The organism is Adlercreutzia equolifaciens DSM 19450, from assembly GCF_000478885.1.
GTDB lineage: Bacteria > Actinomycetota > Coriobacteriia > Coriobacteriales > Eggerthellaceae > Adlercreutzia > Adlercreutzia equolifaciens.
Genome location: NC_022567.1, coordinates 25119 through 43677 on the forward strand (window position 1 = coordinate 25119; position 18559 = coordinate 43677).

The 18559-nt window shown below is 60.2% G+C and carries 15 protein-coding genes and 1 tRNA gene; 10 read left to right on the forward strand and 6 right to left on the reverse strand.

Translation table 11 applies throughout. The features are described 5' to 3' along the window. Positions 1–149 precede the first annotated feature (149 nt). The 6 genes from AEQU_RS00115 (at position 150) to AEQU_RS12190 (ending at position 6647) form a co-directional block, all read left to right on the forward strand. Positions 150–1475, forward strand: coding sequence for an adenylosuccinate synthase (locus AEQU_RS00115; protein WP_022738060.1), 1326 nt, complete (start codon positions 150–152; stop codon positions 1473–1475). A gap of 211 nt (positions 1476–1686) precedes the next feature. Then, positions 1687–2979: a phosphoribosylamine--glycine ligase gene (purD, locus tag AEQU_RS00120; protein ID WP_022738063.1), complete on the forward strand. Its 1293-nt coding sequence runs from the start codon at positions 1687–1689 to the stop codon at positions 2977–2979. Between the two features lie 103 nt (positions 2980–3082). Next, complete coding sequence (locus tag AEQU_RS00125) at positions 3083–4528, forward strand: coproporphyrinogen III oxidase family protein (protein WP_022738066.1); 1446 nt, start codon at positions 3083–3085, stop codon at positions 4526–4528. Positions 4529–4537: 9 nt separating this feature from the next. Further along, positions 4538–5197: a prepilin peptidase gene (locus AEQU_RS00130; protein WP_022738069.1), complete on the forward strand. Its 660-nt coding sequence runs from the start codon at positions 4538–4540 to the stop codon at positions 5195–5197. Between the two features lie 103 nt (positions 5198–5300). Further along, positions 5301–5376: transfer RNA gene (locus tag AEQU_RS00135), tRNA-Phe, on the forward strand. 134 nt (positions 5377–5510) lie between these two features. Continuing rightward, complete coding sequence (locus AEQU_RS12190) at positions 5511–6647, forward strand: RNA-guided endonuclease InsQ/TnpB family protein (RefSeq protein WP_022738073.1); 1137 nt, start codon at positions 5511–5513, stop codon at positions 6645–6647. Positions 6648–7309: 662 nt separating this feature from the next. On the opposite strand, the gene yfcE is transcribed toward AEQU_RS12190, so the two are convergent. After that, positions 7310–7915 carry a phosphodiesterase gene (gene yfcE / locus AEQU_RS00140; protein WP_022738076.1) on the reverse strand — a complete coding sequence of 202 codons (606 nt, stop codon included), beginning with the start codon at positions 7913–7915 and terminating at the stop codon, positions 7310–7312. 281 nt (positions 7916–8196) lie between these two features. On the opposite strand from yfcE, the gene AEQU_RS00145 reads away from it, so the two are divergent. Next, entirely contained in the window at positions 8197–9546 is a 1350-nt protein-coding gene (locus AEQU_RS00145) for a sensor domain-containing diguanylate cyclase (RefSeq protein ID WP_022738079.1), read from the forward strand. Positions 9547–9634: 88 nt separating this feature from the next. On the opposite strand, the gene AEQU_RS00150 is transcribed toward AEQU_RS00145, so the two are convergent. The 5 genes from AEQU_RS00150 to AEQU_RS00170 all read right to left on the reverse strand — a co-directional run bounded on the left by AEQU_RS00150 (position 9635) and on the right by AEQU_RS00170 (position 15167). Next, a complete protein-coding gene (locus tag AEQU_RS00150) occupies positions 9635–10543 on the reverse strand; it encodes a hypothetical protein (protein ID WP_041714235.1) in 909 nt (302 codons plus the stop codon). Positions 10544–10732: 189 nt separating this feature from the next. Further along, entirely contained in the window at positions 10733–11569 is an 837-nt protein-coding gene (gene proC / locus AEQU_RS00155) for a pyrroline-5-carboxylate reductase (protein ID WP_022738085.1), read from the reverse strand. Between the two features lie 312 nt (positions 11570–11881). Next, positions 11882–13285 (reverse strand): APC family permease, encoded by a 1404-nt coding sequence (locus tag AEQU_RS00160; RefSeq protein ID WP_022738089.1) that lies wholly within the window; start codon positions 13283–13285, stop codon positions 11882–11884. 276 nt (positions 13286–13561) lie between these two features. Then, a complete protein-coding gene (locus AEQU_RS00165; RefSeq protein ID WP_041714237.1) occupies positions 13562–14467 on the reverse strand; it encodes an acetamidase/formamidase family protein in 906 nt (301 codons plus the stop codon). Positions 14468–14705: 238 nt separating this feature from the next. Then, positions 14706–15167 (reverse strand): pyridoxamine 5'-phosphate oxidase family protein, encoded by a 462-nt coding sequence (locus AEQU_RS00170; RefSeq protein ID WP_041714243.1) that lies wholly within the window; start codon positions 15165–15167, stop codon positions 14706–14708. Positions 15168–15505: 338 nt separating this feature from the next. On the opposite strand from AEQU_RS00170, the gene AEQU_RS00175 reads away from it, so the two are divergent. From AEQU_RS00175 to AEQU_RS00185, 3 genes are all read left to right on the forward strand, one after another. Then, entirely contained in the window at positions 15506–16579 is a 1074-nt protein-coding gene (locus AEQU_RS00175) for an LPXTG cell wall anchor domain-containing protein (protein WP_041714245.1), read from the forward strand. 51 nt (positions 16580–16630) lie between these two features. Next, on the forward strand, positions 16631–17170 hold the full coding sequence (locus AEQU_RS00180) for a phosphatase PAP2 family protein (RefSeq protein ID WP_244874828.1): 540 nt from the start codon (positions 16631–16633) through the stop codon (positions 17168–17170). A 218-nt stretch (positions 17171–17388) separates the two neighbouring features. Then, positions 17389–18504, forward strand: coding sequence for a helix-turn-helix transcriptional regulator (locus AEQU_RS00185; protein ID WP_022738107.1), 1116 nt, complete (start codon positions 17389–17391; stop codon positions 18502–18504). Positions 18505–18559 lie beyond the last annotated feature (55 nt).

Consider the following 18559-nt stretch of genomic DNA (forward strand, 5'->3'; position numbering starts at 1 on the left):
GGTCCTTCGCAAGCGGAAGCGTCTTAACTCCGTAAATCTTAGCACGAAGCCCTCCATTCCGAAGCATTAGCCTGTGCGGCTGGTATACTGAGCCCTTGCGGAATGTCGTTTTCAGGGCATTCCCCGCCCAACGTCGAAAGGACTTGAAGATGCCCAGCACAGTGCTCGTCGGCGCCCAGTGGGGCGACGAAGGCAAGGGTAAGATCACCGACCTCATCGCCAGCGACTACGATTACGTGGTGCGCTTCCAGGGAGGCAATAACGCCGGCCACACCGTCATCCACGGCGACAAGAAGCTGGCGCTGCACCTGATGCCCTCCGGGGTCATGTACGAGAACGCCGTGCCGGTCATCGGCAACGGCGTCGTGGTAGACCCGGGCGTGCTCGTGAAGGAAATGGCCATGCTCGAGGCCGAGGGCATCTCCTGCAAGAACCTGAAGATTTCCAACGACGCGCACCTCATCATGCCGTACCACAAGGATCTCGATGGCGCCGACGAGAAGAGCCTCGGCGACAAGAAGATCGGCACTACCAAGCGTGGCATCGGCCCCTGCTACCAGGACAAGATGGGCCGCAAGGGCATCCGCATGCAGGACTTGCTGGACGAGAAGATCTTCCGCCTGAAGCTTGAGGCGGTGCTGGCACAGAAGAACCCCATCTTGGAGAAGATTTACGGTCTGCACACCTACACGGTGGAGGAGATCTGCGACGAGTACCTGCCCTATGCGCGCATTCTGGCTCCCTATGTGTGCGAGTCGGCCCATATGCTGAACGAGGCGCTGGGCGATGGGAAGTCCATTCTTTTCGAAGGCGCCCAGGGCACGCTGCTCGACATCGACCACGGCACCTATCCGTTCGTGACGTCTTCCAGCTGCTGTGCGGGCGGCGCTTCCACGGGCACCGGCGTCGGCCCCAAGGCCATCGACCGCGTGCTCGGCATCCAGAAGGCCTATGTCACTCGCGTGGGCGAGGGCCCCTTCCCCACAGAGCTGAAGTTCCCCGAGAACGGCGGCACCGGTCAGGATGCGGAGGACGGCGAGCTTCTGTGCGCCGCCGGTCATGAGTTCGGTGTCACCACGGGTCGCAAGCGCCGCTGCGGCTGGTTCGATGCCGTCATCGGGCGTTACGCTGCCGAGGTGAACGGGCTCACCGATGTGGCCCTCACGAAGCTGGATGTGCTTTCGGCCTTCGATACCATCAAGGTGTGCGTGGCCTACGAGTGCGACGGCGTGCGTTACGACTACTTCCCCATGCAGCAATCGGTGTTGCATCACGCGAAGCCCATTTACGTGGAGCTGCCCGGCTGGAAAGACGAGGACATCACCGGCTGCCGCACCTACGAGGAGCTGCCGGAGAACACGCGCAAGTACATCGAGTATTTGGAAGAGGTGTGCGGCGTGCCCATGAGCATCATCTCGGTCGGGCCTGATCGCGACCAGACGATTATCCGCATGTCCTGGCTGCGAGACGAGTAGCTTCTCTGCTCGTTCGGGGCTGTTGGCGGCGGAGGGGCGCCGTGCTCAGACAGTCCTCGCTCGGTGGAACAGTCCACTGGACTGTTCCATTCGCTGCGGAACTCCGCGCGGACCCCTCCGCCGCCAACAGCCCCTGCTTTTCCGAGAAAAGTAGCACTGACGTTACGAACGACCTGTGATTTCTTAGAAGAAATTACTGAAAGGAACGAATGTGAACATTCTGCTGATCGGTTCGGGTGGGCGCGAACATGCCATCGCGTGGGCGCTGCAGAAGTCTCCGAACACCGACGTGCTGTACGTGGCGCCGGGCAACGGCGGCACGGCGGAAATCGCCGAGAACGTCGACCTGGATATCGCCGACGGCGAGGCGCTGCTGAGCTTCGTGCATGAGCGCAACATCGGGCTTGTGGTCATCGGCCCCGAGGCACCGCTGGTCGATGGCGTGGCCGATCTGCTGCGCGCCGACGGTGTCCCGGTATTCGGGCCCAACGCCGACGGTGCTCAGCTGGAAGGCTCCAAGGCCTATTCGAAGGCGTTCATGGAAGCCAACGACATCCCCACGGCCGCTTACGGGCGCTTCGACGACGAGGCCGCCGCGCTTGCCTACGTGCGCGAGCAGGGCGCTCCCATCGTCATCAAGGCCGACGGTCTGGCGGCGGGCAAGGGCGTTGTGGTGGCCGAAACTGTGGAAGATGCCGAGGCTGCCGTGCGCGCCTGCTTCGACGGCGCCTTCGGCGATGCCGGCTCCACGGTGGTTATCGAGGAGTGCATGACGGGCCCCGAGTGCTCGCTTCTGTGCTTCGTCACGGCCGGGCAGTCGTTCCCCATGGCTCCGGCGCAAGACCACAAGCGCGCCTACGATGGCGACTTGGGCCCCAATACCGGCGGCATGGGCGTGTACTCGCCGGTGCCCATCGTCACCGACGAGGAAATGGCCGCCATGGTGGCCATCATGGAGAAAGCGGCCGCCGCTACGGCCGTCGCTCCCTTTACCAGCGACTACCGCGGCACGCTGTACGGCGGCTTCATGCTGACTCCCGAAGGCCCGAAGATCGTGGAGTTCAACGTGCGCTTCGGCGACCCCGAGACGCAGGTTGTGCTGCCCCGCTTGGAAAGCGACCTGGTTGAGGTCATGCTCGCCGTGGCCGAGGGTCGTCCCGAGGACGTGCAGCTGGAGTGGTCCGACGATTGGGCTGTTTCCGTGGTGCTTGCCAGTGAGGGGTACCCGGGCGCTTACGAGAAGGGCAAGGTCATTCTGGGTATTGAGGAGGCCGAGGAGCTGCCCGGCGTGACGGTCTTCCATGCGGGTACTCGCCGCAACTACGACGGCGAGCTGCTCACCAACGGCGGCCGCGTGCTGAACGTGGTGGCTAAGGGCGACAGCTTCGAAGAGGCTCGCGAGCGCGCCTACGAGGCCTGCGATCTCATCAACTTCGAAGGCAAGATGTTCCGTCACGATATCGGCAAGAAAGCTTTGCAGGGCCGCAGCGCCTGGGATCAGTAGCCGCTGCCTAGAGGTTCAGCGCATGGGATAGATTCCGTAGGGGCGGACCTTGGTCCGCCCTTCTCAACCGAGGTAACCAGCCAAGAAAGAAGGAATGCACGATATGCTTTCAGAACGAATGCTTTCCAAGGTGGTGGAGGCGTGCACGGCCAACTACCTGCAGCTTAAGCCCTGCGACGAGGCGTTCATGCCCTCGCCCAACCCGGGGCAGCCTTATATGCTGTACATGCATGTGCCGTTCTGCGAGCGTCTGTGCCCCTACTGCTCCTTCAACCGCTTCCCCTTCCGCGAGGATCGCGCGAAGCCCTATTTCGAGAACATGCGCCGCGAGATGCGCATGCTGAAGGATCTCGGCTACGACTTCGATTCCGTCTACATCGGCGGCGGCACGCCCACCATCATGATCGACGAGCTGTGCGAGACCATCGATATGGCTCGCGATCTGTTCTCGATCAAGGAAGTTTCTAGCGAGACGAATCCGAATCATCTCACCCACGAGTATTTGGAGAAGCTGAAAGGACGCGTGCAGCGCCTTTCTGTGGGGGTGCAGTCCTTCGACGACGATCTGCTGCGCCAGATGGATCGCTACGAGAAGTACGGCAGCGGCCAGGAGATCCTCGAGCGCATTCAGGAAGCGAGCCCGTATTTTATCTCGATGAACGCGGACATGATCTTCAACTTCCCGGCGCAAACCGAGGACACGCTCATTCGCGACATCGAGATGGTAGTGGCCTCCGGTGCGAGCCAGACGACGTTCTATCCGCTGATGGCCTCGCCGTCGGTGCAGCGCTCGCTCGCTGCCACGGTGGGCAAGGTTGACTACAACCGCGAGCGTCGCTTCTACGAGATCATCTGCGATCTGCTGCTGGGAGATTTGCCTGGCGGGCAGCCGGGCCTGTTCGAGCTGGGCAGCGCCTGGACGTTCAATCGCCGCGGCACCGGTGCGGCCGGCGAGGACGCCATGATCGACGAGTACGTGGTCGATTACGAGGAGTACCCGGCTATCGGCAGTGGCGGCATCACCTATCTGGGCGAGAATTTGTACGTGAACACGTTCTCGGTGCGCGAGTACAACACGGCCATCGAGGCGGGGCATATGTCCATGATGGGCAAGACCACGTTCTCGCTGCGCGACCGCATGCGCTACCGCTTCATGATGCAGCTGTTCGGTCTGCGTCTCGATAAGCGCCAGTTCGAGCGCGATTTTGGTATGTCGGTGGAACGCGGTCTGCCTGTGGAAATGGGCTTCATGCGCGCGTGCGGGGCTTTTGCCACCGACAACGCCGACGAGCTGACGCTGACGCCGAAGGGCCGTTATCTGGTGGTAGTCATGATGCGCCAGTTCTTCATCGGCGTGAACAACCTGCGCGATCAGGCTCGCGCGGCGCTCACTGGCGAGGAGCGCGAGCTTATCTTCGGCGACGGGAAAGATTGCGGAAAAGTGGTGGCCAAGCCGGCATCGGCCGACGCTGTCGCGGCGGAGATTGCTCGGGAAGAGGCAGCCTCGGCGATTCTCGATGGCACTCAAGCCGTGGCTTCGGAGGAATAAACGGCGCCGATGACTTATGTTTCCGTCATAACGCTGGTCACATACGCCCTCGTGCTGGGTCTGCTAGCCGTCGTATCCGTTATCGATGTGCGGTCGCGGCGCGTGCCCAATGTGCTGGCCGGCGCGCTGGGGCTTCTGTGGCTGGCTTGGCGCGTGGTGCTTGGGTTTGCGGGAGCGCACATGGGCTTGGGTTTCCGGGCTGAGTTTCTCGGGCCCGCGCCCGATGTGCTAGTACCCCCCGGCTTGGAAATTGGCGGCATCTCGTTTGCAAGCGGCATCCTAGGTGCCGTGGTGTTCGGTGGAGGCTTGCTTGTTCTGACGACGGTATACGAGCTTGTCCGGCGCAAGGAGGCTTTTGGTGGCGGCGACATTAAGCTTATGGCCGTGCTCGGGCTGTTTCTCGGGCTGGAGCGAGGAATCGTTTGCCTGTTGACGGCATGCGTACTCAGTGTCGCCTACGTGCTCGGCCGTGAGCTCGGTCGCCGAGTGATGGGGCGAGGGCGCCGCGATTGCAACACGGGCGCTGCAACGACTTCCGCCGGCGAGCCTTTCCTAAGTGGGGCGATCCGGGAGGTTTCCGCCGAGCAGGATCGCGATTCTCTCCTCGCCGGCACCATGCCCTTCGCGCCTTTCATCGCCCTCGGCACCCTCGTCGCCTTCGTAGCGTAAACTGAGTCAAAAGGCCGGCTAAGACAAAAAAGTTCTTGCATCTGGGCGGCATACCCGCTAGAATATATGCTCGCGTCGAAACGGAAACCGTTTCCGCGTATCCGGTCGGGTAGCTCAGTTGGTAGAGCAGCGGACTGAAAATCCGCGTGCCGAGGGTTCGAGTCCCCCTCCGACCACCATCGAGATGAAAGGCCAGAAGCCATCAGGTTTCTGGCTTTTTTCATTACGGGACTCATATTTTGATTCCTTCCTGAAGAGAGATCTGGTATAATACAAATGTTCTAAATTTCTAGTTGAGTAGGGATGTATCGATTTGAATAGATCTTTCAAATACCGTATTTACCCTACTGCTCAGCAAGCGCTTCTCATCGCGAAGACGTTTGGGTGCTGCCGAAAGATCTGGAACTTGATGCTCGATGACAAGCTTCAAGAATATCGGGCTGGACGAAAGATGAGTCGTCAGACGCCGGCGCAGTATAAAAAGGACTATCCCTACTTGAAAGAAGTTGACTCAATGGCTCTCATAAATGTTCAGCTGCATTTAGAAGAAGCCTTCCGGTCGTATTTTCAGCAACCAAGAAAAGGGCTGCCGAGGCATAAAACCCGGAAGCGTAGCTCGCGAAGGTACACGACTAACCTCATCAAGAACAATATTGAGATTGGCCGCAACTGGATTAAGCTTCCGAAGATGGGAAAGGTAAGGGCAAAGATCCATAGGGCATTGCCGCTAGGAGCACACATCAAGAGCGTGACCGTCTCTCAAGATGGGTGCGGAGATTATTATGCGGGGGTGTTGGTGGAGATTGATCCCTTAAAAACTAAACAGAATATAGATAGGCTAGGGGCAATTGAAGGTACCGCATCGATCGGTCTCGATTATTCTATGCCTTCTTTCTTTGTGAGCACGTCTTTCCCCGCTTCTCATCCTCGCCCAATGAAAAAGAACCAAGAACGATTGGCTCGGGCTCAAAAATCACTGTCACGCAAGCGTCGAGGTTCGGCCAATTATCGACGGCAACAAAAGAGGGTGGCCCGCATCTATCGAAAAATCGCCGACCAGCGACGCGATTACATACATAAGGCATCAAGGGAGATAACCAATCGCTTCGATGTCATTGGAATTGAAGACATCAATATGGTTGCGATGTCGCGCGTGCTTCACTTTGGGTCGGCGGTTTTCGACAACGGCTGGTCATTGTTCGTCCATTGTCTAACTTACAAAGCAGAAGAGCAAGGAGGGATAGTTACTAAAGTCGGGCGCTCTTACCCATCCACGAAACGCTGCTCGCAGTGTGGGATAGTGAATCAGGAGATTCGCTTAGGAGATAGATCTTGGACTTGTCCCAATTGCGGCGCCTTTCATGATCGAGATAAAAACGCAGCGGAGAATATACGGCAAGAAGCTGTGCGCATTATGATGTCGAGACAACCGCAGGGCATGCGGGGCTAGCCTGTGAACGCTTGGGGCTCTAGCCCCATCGAGCAGGAAAAGAGAACGGGGTTCGCTCCGGAAAGCCAATAGCCTGTGAAGGCATGCTGGCAGTCACGTCCCCCTCCGACCACCTTGAACCGGAGGGAGTGGAAGATAAGGTTAGAAGATCAAAGTTCAGTCATGCCGGTTGTTTTAGCTGCTGGTCTATGCTGGCTCATGCAAGAAGCGAAGGAGTCCAAGAGGTAGTTTTCTCTGCATCCTTTCGATACACAAGCCAGCGATCGTCATTAGCGGCGGAAATCACTCTTATATGTTGGGTCGCAAGGTCTACAAGAGGGGGCACAAGGTTAAAAAGCATGCGCGGCAAACCGATGTTGATAAGGTTCGCTACTTCGAAATAATCTTGAGGTTGACCAAGAACAGGTCACGACTGCTGATCTAAATGGATCTGCTCCATTTAGATCAGAGCGTTGCCTATTACGAAATTTCTTAATTGGTGAAAAGGACGGCCTGCGTGTTGTGCGCAAGGGGAAGAGCTTGCGCTACGCGTCTTCTCCAAGATGAATCTCAGGATTCTGAGATTCTCCCGAGGTCGATGGATGGCGTAGGCAAATTGCCTTGGCGTTGCGTTGGTTCCATGGCCTGTTCTGCTTGTAGGGGCTGACCTTGGTCAGCCCTTCTCAACCGAAGAGCGGGCGCAGCTCCACGGTGCCATTGTCCCAAACGGCGTAGCTGGCGGAGCCGTCTTTGGGGTGGCCGATACTGCCGGGGTTGACGAAGGTGACTGAGGGCTGTGCGGACAGCGCGGGGCAGGCTTCGGCTGCTCCTTCTTTGCTGCCGGATTCTGCGGCCCCGGCGTCCTTCACGAATGCGGGTGCCACTTCCGGCCCGATGCCCTTCACGTGGGTGTGGCCCGAGAGCACGAACGACCCTGCGGGAAGCCCTGCGACAACCCGCGACAAATCCAGATGCCCATGGGTGAGCATCAGCGTAGTGTCTGCGTCCACCACCAGCGCGTAATCGCCCAGGCAGGGAAAGTCCAGCACCATCTGATCCACCTCGGCATCGCAGTTGCCACGCACGGCTGTAATGCGGTCGGCGTATCCGTTCAGCAGCTTCGCCACCTCAGCCGGTGCGTAGCCTTCGGGCAGGGGATTGCGCGGCCCGTGGTACAGCAGGTCGCCAAGCAGCAGCAGTCGGTCGGCGCCTTCTTCGTGAAAGCGAGTCGTAAGCGCTTCGGCTGCCGGTAGCGCGCCGTGGATGTCGGAGGCGATGAGATAGCGCATAAGGTTCTCCTATCGAAAGGGGTACGCGTAAGGGGTACCCCGTCAATACTGCGTCGTCAGTATAGCAGCGCTTCTCGAAGCAGTGATGCTCGCTGCGGGCTGGCGATAGCGTGCGCCGTTGGCTCCCCTTCTCGCAGCAAATAATTACATATGAGGGAGGAGTTGTTGCAGCAAGGGGTTTCCGGATGCGCTAGCGGTGGTATGATCGTGGGGAAGCAATGAGACGTGGGGGGTCGCGGCTGGCGGCTTCCCATTGGTAAGAGGTACGTAAGGGGCTGGTTATGACGGTCTTTCATCGGGTGACCGAGGGCAAGCTCGGTTCTCATGACGGGTGCACGATTGAAGATGAGGTATCCCAGGAGTTCCTCGACCGCATTCCCGGAGGCCTGTTTCGCTATCGCGCCGATGACGAGGGGGGCACGATCGACTACGTAAGCCGCGACGTGCTGGAGCTGTTCGGTTGCGCCACCTACGAAGAGTTCTGCTCCATTACGGGCAACAGCTTCATCGGCATGGTGCACCCGAACGATCGTCAGCGGGTCACCGAGGAGATAACCTCTCAAATCAAGTGTGGCAACACTGACGCAGTCACCTACCGGCTGAACCGTCCCGACGGCGCTGAGGTGTGGGTGGATGACCGCGGCCGCTACGTGGTGGACGACGAGGGTCAGGCCTGGTTCTACGTCACCATCATCGACATCACCGAGAAGATGAGCTATCAGCGCAAACTGGAACGGGCTGAAGAGCGGGTGGAAATGCTCACGGTGCTCTCGCGCGACGTCATTTTCGATATCGACTGCCAGGCACAGACCGGCGAGATCTTCGGCGATTTCGAGGCGCGGTTCAACCGCGAGCCGCAGTCGGACGACCTCATTTTGCAGAAGCGTTGCGACAAAGAATGCTCTATCGATCTGGAAGTGCACGACATCGAGCGCATTCGCGACATCGTTGCGCAAGGCGACTTCATCGATATGGAAACCTCGCTACCCAATGCGGAGGGCGACCCCATCTGGTGCCGCTACCAGTCTTTCGTGCTATTCAACGGCGTCGGTTGTCCCGTTCGCCATGTGGGTCGTCTTCTGGACACCCACGATATGGTTATGCGCGAGGCCACGCTGCGGAAGAAGGCCGAGCTGGATGGGCTCACGGGCGTTTTCAACCGCGAGGCGGCTATGGCGCGCATCGAGAAGGCCCTGGCCAGCGAGGATTGCTCGCACGGTTGCAGCCTCTTCCTCGTGGATGTGGACAACTTCAAGCAAGTGAACGATGGCTTCGGCCATCCGGAAGGCGACCGCGTGCTGAAAGAGATCGCCGCGTTCCTCGGGCGCAACATGCGTAAGGACGATGTCGTGGCTCGCCTCGGCGGTGACGAGTTTGCCGTGTTCGCTGCAGGCCTCGTGCCAGGTCCGGCGTTGGAGCGCGTGCTCGCCCAGCTCTCCGGTGGCATTTATGCGCGCAATCCGCGTCCGGCCGACATGCCCGAAGACTTGCAGCCTTCTATCTCGATCGGCGCTGTGGTCTGTACGCGCACCTCCGTCACCTTCGATGACTTATATCAGGTAGCTGATGAGGCCCTCTATGTGGCCAAACGCGGCGGCAAGAGCCAAGCGGCCTTACGGCGTCTCGACTAACGCCGGTTTCTCGGTGAGCACGACGACGGCCCGGCTGTCTCCCTGTTTGGGGAATTCAGCCGGGCCGTCGTCATTTGAACGGGATGAGTTAGTCTATGGTGTAGAACGCGTACTCGGCCTCGCCCTGGGGGAACGTCGCCTTCACCTCGTAGAGGTAGTTCGGCTCGATGCGCAGGGCCGCAGTGCCGTCGTCGCCCAAGGTGCAAGGTACGTCCTCGCCATCGCTCTGCGGGTCAATCTTGGCGGTTTCGCCCTTCACCAGGGGCTGACGCTCGATTTCCAATGACGTGGGATTCACTGAGAAAGCGACGAATGCATCGACAGCGTTAGGGATGCGCGCATCGACGATCGTTTCGTTCAGGGTTCCGTTTCCGTCAGCGGCGGAGCCGTCAACCTGGGACGTGCTGGTTTGGCCGTCTTCCGTTTGCCACTGCCAATCGAAATCGTAGGGATTCAAAACGACGGAGGTGTCGGCCTGATCCGTCTTGTAACTGAGGCTGCCGACGGGTACCTGGCTTTGGTCGGGCGCCGCGAACACGGTGTCCACGATGTCGGCGTACTGCTCGGCGTCGGCGGGGCTGCCGGTTTCTATGACTTCGACTTTAGTGATGCCAGGATACTGTCCCGGGTAGCTTTCCAGCATGATGCCGTTGCCCGTGACCTGTACGATATTGCCCGCCACCAAGGCCTCTTCGTCGGTCTGCTGCCCGTCGACGATGATGGTCGCATCATCAATTTCCGTAGGAATGTAGGGAGTCTGCGTCTCCTGGTCGACGAAAAGCACCTGATCGCCGTTGGCGTAGGCAACCATGGCCGTGCTGACGACGTCGCCCAGGGTCGCCTCGCTTGCTCCGTCAGCAGAGCGATTGCCCACGGCATCGGGTTTGCCAGGCGAGTCGTTGGAGCCGCCGGCGCAGCCTGGCAGAATGAGCATAAAGCTTGCGGCGGCGAGGGCCACTATAAGCAGGGTAAGGGAGGTGCGAATATGTTTCCTCATGGCAAAACCTTTCAACGAGGAGCAAAGAGGCATTTCGAAAGGGCGCCTTGCTCTGCTTCGGGAGAGCCCTTCCGTAACGCGATTGGCCTTTCATAATAAGGCAAGGAAAAGCGGGCGCGAACCCTGCACAGCCGAACTGTTCCTGGGCTGCTACGCAATTCCACGCAGTCTGCACGGCTTGAACGGTGGCTAGAGGGCTTTCGCCTTTTCCACGCAGGCTGAGATGGCATTCATGACCGATGCGCGGAAAGCGCCTTCTTCCAAGGCCCGCACGCCCTCGATGGTGGTGCCGCCCGGAGAGCAGACCATATCCTTCAGGTCGCCCGGATGACGCCCGGTTTCCAGCACGAGTTGGGCCGATCCGGCGACGGCCGCCGCGGCGAATTCGTACGCTTGCGCGCGGGGCATCCCAGCGGCCACGGCGCCATCGGCCAGGGCCTCGATGAACATGAAGACGAAGGCGGGGGAGGAGCCGGCCGTGGCGCTTGCGGCATCCATCAGCCGTTCGGGAATGACGATGGCCCGGCCGAAGCTTTCCATGAGCCGTAGGCAGAGAGCTTCGTCGGCCTCCGTCGCCCCGGGCCCCGGTACGACGGCGGTGCACCCGGCGTTCACGAGGGCCGGGGTGTTCGGCATGCAGCGAATGAGCCGCATGGCGGTAACGTTGCGGTCGAAAAGGCCCGCGATGCGCTCGAGTGTGAGACCGGCGGCGATGGAGATAACCAGGGTGTTTTCGCTCACTGCGTCGCGGATCTCGGCGATCACTTCAGGAAAGAACTGGGGCTTCACAGCGAGCACCAGCACATCGGCGGCTTCGGCAACCTCGCGATTGCTGGCGGTGACGGCGATGCCGAATTGTTCGGCCTTAGCCCGACGCGTGGCCTCGGTTTTAGCCGAGCCGATGATGTTGGCGGCGGTGATCACAGTCGCGTTGCCGTCTTCGCTGCTGAGCGTTGTGTCCTCGCGCAGCAGGCCTCCGATAATGGCCGTGGCCATGTTTCCTAATCCGATGAAACCGATCTTCATGGGAATCCTCCCCTTTCCTTTCCGCAAGGACCAGCAAACTGATTCCATCATTTCGCGCGTCCAGAGGTATTGAGTTCTCTCAAAACTCCCATCTATTTCTTGTTCGTCCCTCGAAACTCCCATCTATTTCCGATTTCTATTTACTTATTTGACCTGGGAAAATGTAACGAACCCCCCTGGTCAGCTCATCGGAAATAGATGGGAGTTTCGAGGCTGAATCTAGTATACAAGAAGAGCCCCCAACGTTGTCGGGGGCTCGAAAGATGCCGTGCGCTACGGCGGGCAAAGTTGCTGGATCTGCAGGAACGCCGCCTACACTTCCAGGTTCTTAAAGGCATCGGGCACTTCCTTGAAGCCCTTGGAAATGACCGCGGCAATGATGAGGCCCACGATGAACCAGCTGACGCCCACGCCATAGGTGAGTAGATCGAAGCCGGTGAACACGTAGATCAGGATAAGAATGCCAATCCAGGGACAGATGAGGTAGCGCAGAACGGCCTTTCCGCCGCGCTGCTTCTCCTTGCACCAGAAGTACCAGAACACGCCGAAGTTCAAAACGATGAAGGAGGCCAGCGCGCCGAAGTTGACCATGGGGGCGAGTACCGTCATGCCGCCGAACTGGCCGGCGGTCAGAGTGAGGACCAGAGAGAACGCGCCCAGGAAGATAGCGGCCACCCAGGGGGTCTGGTACTTGGGATGCACCTTGCCGAGCACGCGGGGCAGCACGCCGTCGCGGCCCATGGAGAACAGCAGGCGCGAAGAGGCGATCTGGGCATTCATGATGTTGGCGATGCCGATGGCGACGATGTTGATGACCAGCATGAAGTTCTGCAGCAGCAGACCGCCGGCAGCGTAGCAGGCGTCGAAGAAGCCCATGTCGGGATCGGTGTTCGCCCAGTCGGGAAGAATGAGCGCGGCCACATAAGTCTGAGCCACGAACACGACGATCATGATGCACAGCGCGATGAGGATGCCCTTGCCGATGTTCTTCTCGGGCTTATAGGTTTCCTCGGCCAGGGTGGACATGCCGTCGAAACCGAGGAACGACAGGCAAGCCAGGGATACGGCCGTGGCCACAAAGTGGAGGTCGACCTCTCCGGGCTTGTAGAACGGCTCGGTGGAGAACTCGCCGTAGCCGCCGCCGCCGGAGACATACATGCAGCCCACAGCGATGAACACGATGAGCGCCAGGATCTCCACGGCGAAGATGATCCAGTCAACGCCTTTCGACATGGTGATGCCGCGCACGTTCACAAACGTGTTGAAAGCGATGAACACGACCACCCAAAGCCACCAAGGCGAGCCGGGCACGAGGGTGGTTCCCCAGTTGGCGACCATGACCAGCAGAAGCGAGGGCACCAGGATGTAGTCCAGCAAGATGAGCCAACCGGACATGAAGCCCACGTGCGGGTTGATGGCGCGCTGCACGTAGGAGTACACCGAACCCGCGATGGGAAACTTGCTGGACATCGCGGCGTAGCTCAGGGCCGTGAAGCTGATGGCAACGAATCCGATGATGTACACGAGCGGGGTCAGGCCACCGGAATCAACCTGCAGCGATCCCCAGATGGACTGCGGTGCGATCAGCACCATGAACAAAACGCCGTACAGAACGACGTCGTGAAGCTGAAGGCCGCGCCTCAGCTCCTGCTTGTAGCCGAACGCCTCGATGTCCTCGCCGAGGCCGATAGTCGGCTCTTGGATGGGTTGTGACATAGACGTCTCCTCTCTATCCCTTCCAAGTCTTCTCCTCGTGAATCGTGCGGCCCGTGATCCCTCCCAACACGGGTCGGGCGATTCCCCTTTCCTGCGCTTTTGCGCGGCCATAGTTTACCATTTTGCACAGCATTATGAAGCGTAAGCGGCCCGTATTCCGCCAAGGGAGAAGGTGCAGAGACCAAAAAGAAGCCGCCTTCCCAAGCGGCTTCTCGAGCAGAGCGGTGACGGCGGTGACGGCGCCGCGGCGGCGCTGCGGCGCGGGCAGGGGAACGCCTACCCCACCAGCGGCGGGAACTCGGTCAGCTTCGGGGTGCCGATGCGCAGGGACAGTTGCACCTCGCAGGGCTTGCAGCCCTGGCTGATCTCCACGTCGGACTGCACCGACATGTACATGTAGGTTTCCACGGCATCCCAGCCGGTGATGTTCATGAGCAGGCGCTGCATCTCCTTCGATGCGCACACGAGCGCCTCGTTGTACTCCTGGGCACTGGCGTTCACGTACCACTTGCCCGCCGGGCCGAAGGTCTCCAGTACCGGCCAGTTCAGCTCGAAGTTCTTCAGCACGTTCACGCGGACGGTGATCTGCGCGGCAATCTCGATGCCGGTGCCGCACAGTTCGGCGTCGCCCATGGTGGCGTGCACGTCGCCCATCTGCAGAAGCGCGCCGGGAACGCGCACGGGAAAGTACAGGCGCGTACCCTTGGTGATGAGCTTGTTGTCCATGTTGCCGCCGTAGTTGCCCACGAAGCCGTCGGCGGGGGCTCCCTCAGCGGGCGCGGTGCCGATGACGCCGATCATGGGGTTGATGGGGAAGCGCACGCCGTTGAAGTCGGCCATGCCGCCCTCGATCTTGATCTTCTTCGTGCGGTAGTCGGTGCCCTCGAACAGAGGCCCGCAATGGTCGTCAGTGGCGATGGTGCCCTCGTCGGCCACCTGAATGTCGTAGATGTCCACGACAAGAACGTCGCCCACCTCGGCCCCTTCCACGTACACCGGGCCGGCGGCGGGGTTGGTGATGTTGTAGGAGAAGTCCATGTCCTTCATGGTGACCGTCTCGTCGGTCAGGCGGCCCGAGAAGCAATCGAGCGTGTTGAACTGCAGCACCTCGCCCGGCTGGGCGGTGTAGCACGGCGGGTTGTCCTTTGAGAACGCGTACACCTTGTCTTCGATGATTTGCACGGTTTCCTCCTCTGATTGCACGATGGCGCGCCGCTTTTTTCGCGCGCCGGTTCCATCATACCCCGCCTGAGTCAAACCGCAACCCACGCCGTATCTTCTTGTTTGTTCCCATAGGGGGAGTGCCCTTGATCGCAGGAATAGTCCGTAGGGGGCGACCTTGGTCGCCCCTTTTCAAGTACCGTTACCTCTCCTGATGAGGGCTGACCAAGGTCAGCCCCTACGGAAGGGCGCGCAGGGCCTACTCGTGCAGCCGGGCCTTCGCGGTTATCTCGGTCGGGGTGATCTTCCACATGAGCGTGCGTGATAGCTCCTCAGCCAGGGCGGCCTCGAAATGTCCGAGGTTCTCGGCGGCGTAGCGCTCGGCGATGGCCCGCAGGGCGGCAATGCGCTCGGCATCGTCGGTCACCTCGGCGACGGTGCCCCGCATCACGGCGCTGGCGTACTCGGTGGAGTACGCCTCGGGCAGCGGCACCACATCGCGCACGCCGACGAGGCACACATCAGGGTGCTCGCGTAAAAGCTTCGATTTCGTGCCGTGCTTGGCGGAATGGAAGTAGATGACGCCATCGAGCACGGCGGGGGACACGGGAATGCTGTAGGGGAGTCCCGTCTCGTCGGTCGTAGAGAGCACGGCGTAGGGGCACGTCTCAAGCACGCTCCAACCGAACTCCTTGCTCTGCTCGCGGTCTTTCCTGCGCATGGAAGCCCCTTTCTTCGGGTCGGTGGATTCCGCATCGGCGGACGCTGTCCGCATTATAGCGCGGACGATCCTTGGAAAGAACGCAACAAATTCGGTGTGAAATAATCATCAATGTTTAAGTTATGGAACGGGGTTGGCCTCGCGCTTTTCATAGGGATAGATGATTGAATACCTATCCCAAGTTTAGTACAGTACGTATGTAAGTCTAGTTAACAACTAGACATTTATGAGACCAAGGAAGCCGGCTTTCGGCCGGTGCTGACAGAAAAGAGTTTCACGTGAAAACGCTGCTTGCTTTTGCTTCGCGATCTTGTGCTGCGCTGAAAGGTCGCCTTAGCGTGCCGGTGATGGCCGGCGTTCTCGCCCTTGCCCTTGCTGCGGCACCGCTTCCGGCGATGGCCGATGAGGAGGCGACGCAAACGGTCACCATCTATCATTTCGAACTTGTGCACTACGACGATCCGACGCTCGAAGATTGGGGCGTTCCTGAGCTGACCGGTACGCGTCTGCTCGGCACCACGACGGTGGAGGGCTTGAAGCCGGGCGACGTGGTGAAGGCATGGGATCATGTGGGCACCAATCCCGGATACGCTTTCTTCGACGGCTGGCCGCGCGAGCTGACCGTGTCGGAAGATCCGTCGAAGAACGCCATTCGGCTGAATTACTTCCGCCAGTCCAGCGATGTGACGGTGAACTACTACGAGGCGTCCTTGCTGGATGCCACGGCTTCGATGCCGCTGTACAGCCACACGGTGGTCGAGACGATCGGCGATCATACGGTCGGGTTCACGAAGATGGGCAGCGAGGTACGTAGCAACGAGCTGTTCGCCGATGTTCTAACGGGCGACGAGCTGGCCGAGGCGACTGAACCCGTTGATGGCCTAGCCTATGTGGGAAGCTACCCCGAGGACGTGTTCGTGAACATGGATTCCTCGAAAAATGAGATCAATCTTGTCTACACGCGCCCTGTCGTGCGGCCCGATGAGATTGAAGTGGGAACCGAATCGGCGGATACGCCCGACGGTCCGGGTGCGGGCGAAACGCCTGATGCTCCCGAAACGCCCGAAACGCCGGGAACGCCGGACGTGACGCCCGACGGGCCCTCGAACGGTGACGCGGACGATGGGAGCAATGCACCGGGCACGCCAGGTGGCTCCTCGAGTGGCAGTTCGGATGCGAGCAAGCCGAATACGGGAGCGACTTCCAACGGCGGCAGCCAAGGCACCCAAGTGATCGATGAGGCTGCGGCGGGGAATGCTAATCACGCCGAAGCGGAGGCTGCTTCCAAAGACGGCGTGCTGACGCTTCCCCAGACGGGCGATGAGAAGGGCCTGGTGTTCGCCGTGATCCTTCTTGTGAGTGGCGTTGCCGCTGTTGGGGCTGCCATGGCGTTTCGCAAGATTCGCCGTTAACACGCATCCCTTCGTTGTACACTCTGGGAGGCAATCTTATAAGAGGAAGCAATGATGACGGTGACGAATCAGGCGCGCTGCGTGCAACATTACGAGCAACGCTATGAGCAATGGGCGGCTCCTCTTCGGGGCCGCCCTGGCGTTGTTCGGGCACTCAACATCGTCAACCGCGGCATCGTGGTGGTGTTCTACGGGGCCTATGCGCTGTTGCTCGGGTGGGCCTGCGTGAGCGATCCGTGGAAGCTGGCTCCCCTCGTCGGCGTCACCGCCGTGGGGTTCGCCGCAGTGAGTTTCTTCCGGAGGCGGTTCAATGCGCCGCGGCCCTACGAGTGCTGCTCCATCGCGCCGCTCATTGCTCGCGATGGCGCGGGCAAGTCGTTTCCGAGCCGGCATACCTTCTCGGCCTTCGCCATTGCGGCAAGTTGGTTCGTGGCCAGCGTGCCCGTTGCCGTCGTGCTGCTGGTCGCGGCCGGTGCGCTCGCGGTTTGCCGCGTTCTCGGCGGCGTGCACTTTCCGCGCGACGTTGTTGCCGGTGCCTTCATCGGCTCTGCTACGGGTGCGCTTGCTGCTTTTCTTGCGGCGCTGCTCTAAAGGCTTGACCTGGGGTTTGCAACCAGAAGGCGCTTGCGCGTTGCGAAAATTGATGCCGAAAGTTGGTAGAATGCACCCTGAGTGACAGGTAAAGTGGTCGTTGTTGATCAACCGAACTTGTCCTTTGGGGAAGGCGACGACTGATGGCACGGGCTCCTTCGTGGAGCCCGAAGACACAGGGCAGCGGTCTTCCCTCGTTCAGAGAAAGTAGGCCCACCATGAGCTTCCGCGATAACCTTCAACATCTTCGCGCTACCCATGCGATGACCCAGGAACAGCTGGCCCTCATGCTCGGCGTCAGCCGTCAGTCCGTCACGAAATGGGAGGCCGAGAAGTCCTATCCCGAAATGGACAAGCTGCTGAAGCTGTGCCAGATATTCGACGTGACGTTGGACGACCTTGTGCAGGGCGATCTGACGACCGGCGTGCCCACGGCCGCTGTGCAAGCGCGCGCCGCCGTTCTGCGCGAGGCCGCCGGTGGGCCGCCCCAAGATGTGTGCGGCTACGATGAGCACATGCGCGCCTTCGCATGGAAGATCGCCTGGGGCGTGTTCGCTATTCTCATCGGTGTGGCGCTTCTCATGGCCGTGGCCGGTTGGGCCGAGGCGACAGCGCCCTCTCTTGCGGGCGCGAGCCTCATCCCCCTGTTCGCGGGCATCGCCGTCGGTCTCGGCCTTATCGTAACAGCTGCTTTTCAACATACGGAGTTTCAGCGTAGCCACCCCTTCATCCAGGATTTCTACACGGTGGAAGATCGTCAGCGCACCCAGCGTCTTTTCGCGTGGCTGCTTGTAGCGGGCATTGCGCTCGTTTTTACGGGCATCGTGCTTACGGCTTTGACCGACTCCTTGAGCGAATTTGTTCAGACCGAGGCGGCCGCGCTCATGATGGGGCTCATTGCGGTCGGCGTGTGGTGCATCGTATACGGTTCCATGATGCTCGGCCGGCTGAACATCGCCAACTACAACGATGCGCGCGAGCAGGCGATTGCTGAAAGCGACGAGGGTAAAGTCATTGTGAACTCCGACGCGGCGGCCCTGCGCGCGATGTACACCGACGAGCAGATCTGCGCGCTGCTCGGCGTGCCCGAGGCGTCCGATGAGGAGATCGAGCGTGCCCGCGCCCGTATCGAACGCAAGCGCCGCAAGGATCAGCTTACCAGCGGCTTGTGCGCCTGCATCATGATCGTCGCGACCATTGCCGGCTTGGTCATGCTGTTCGTGCCCGAGTACGAGACGCCGTACTTCTGGCTCGCGTGGGCCATCGGCGGCCTGCTGTGCGCCGTGGCTGCCATCGCGGTCGGCTCCTTCGTGAAGGATCAACCGAGCCGATAGAGCTCGCGTTCCCCGCTGCATCCCCCCTATCGCGCATCCCACTGTAGGGGCTGAC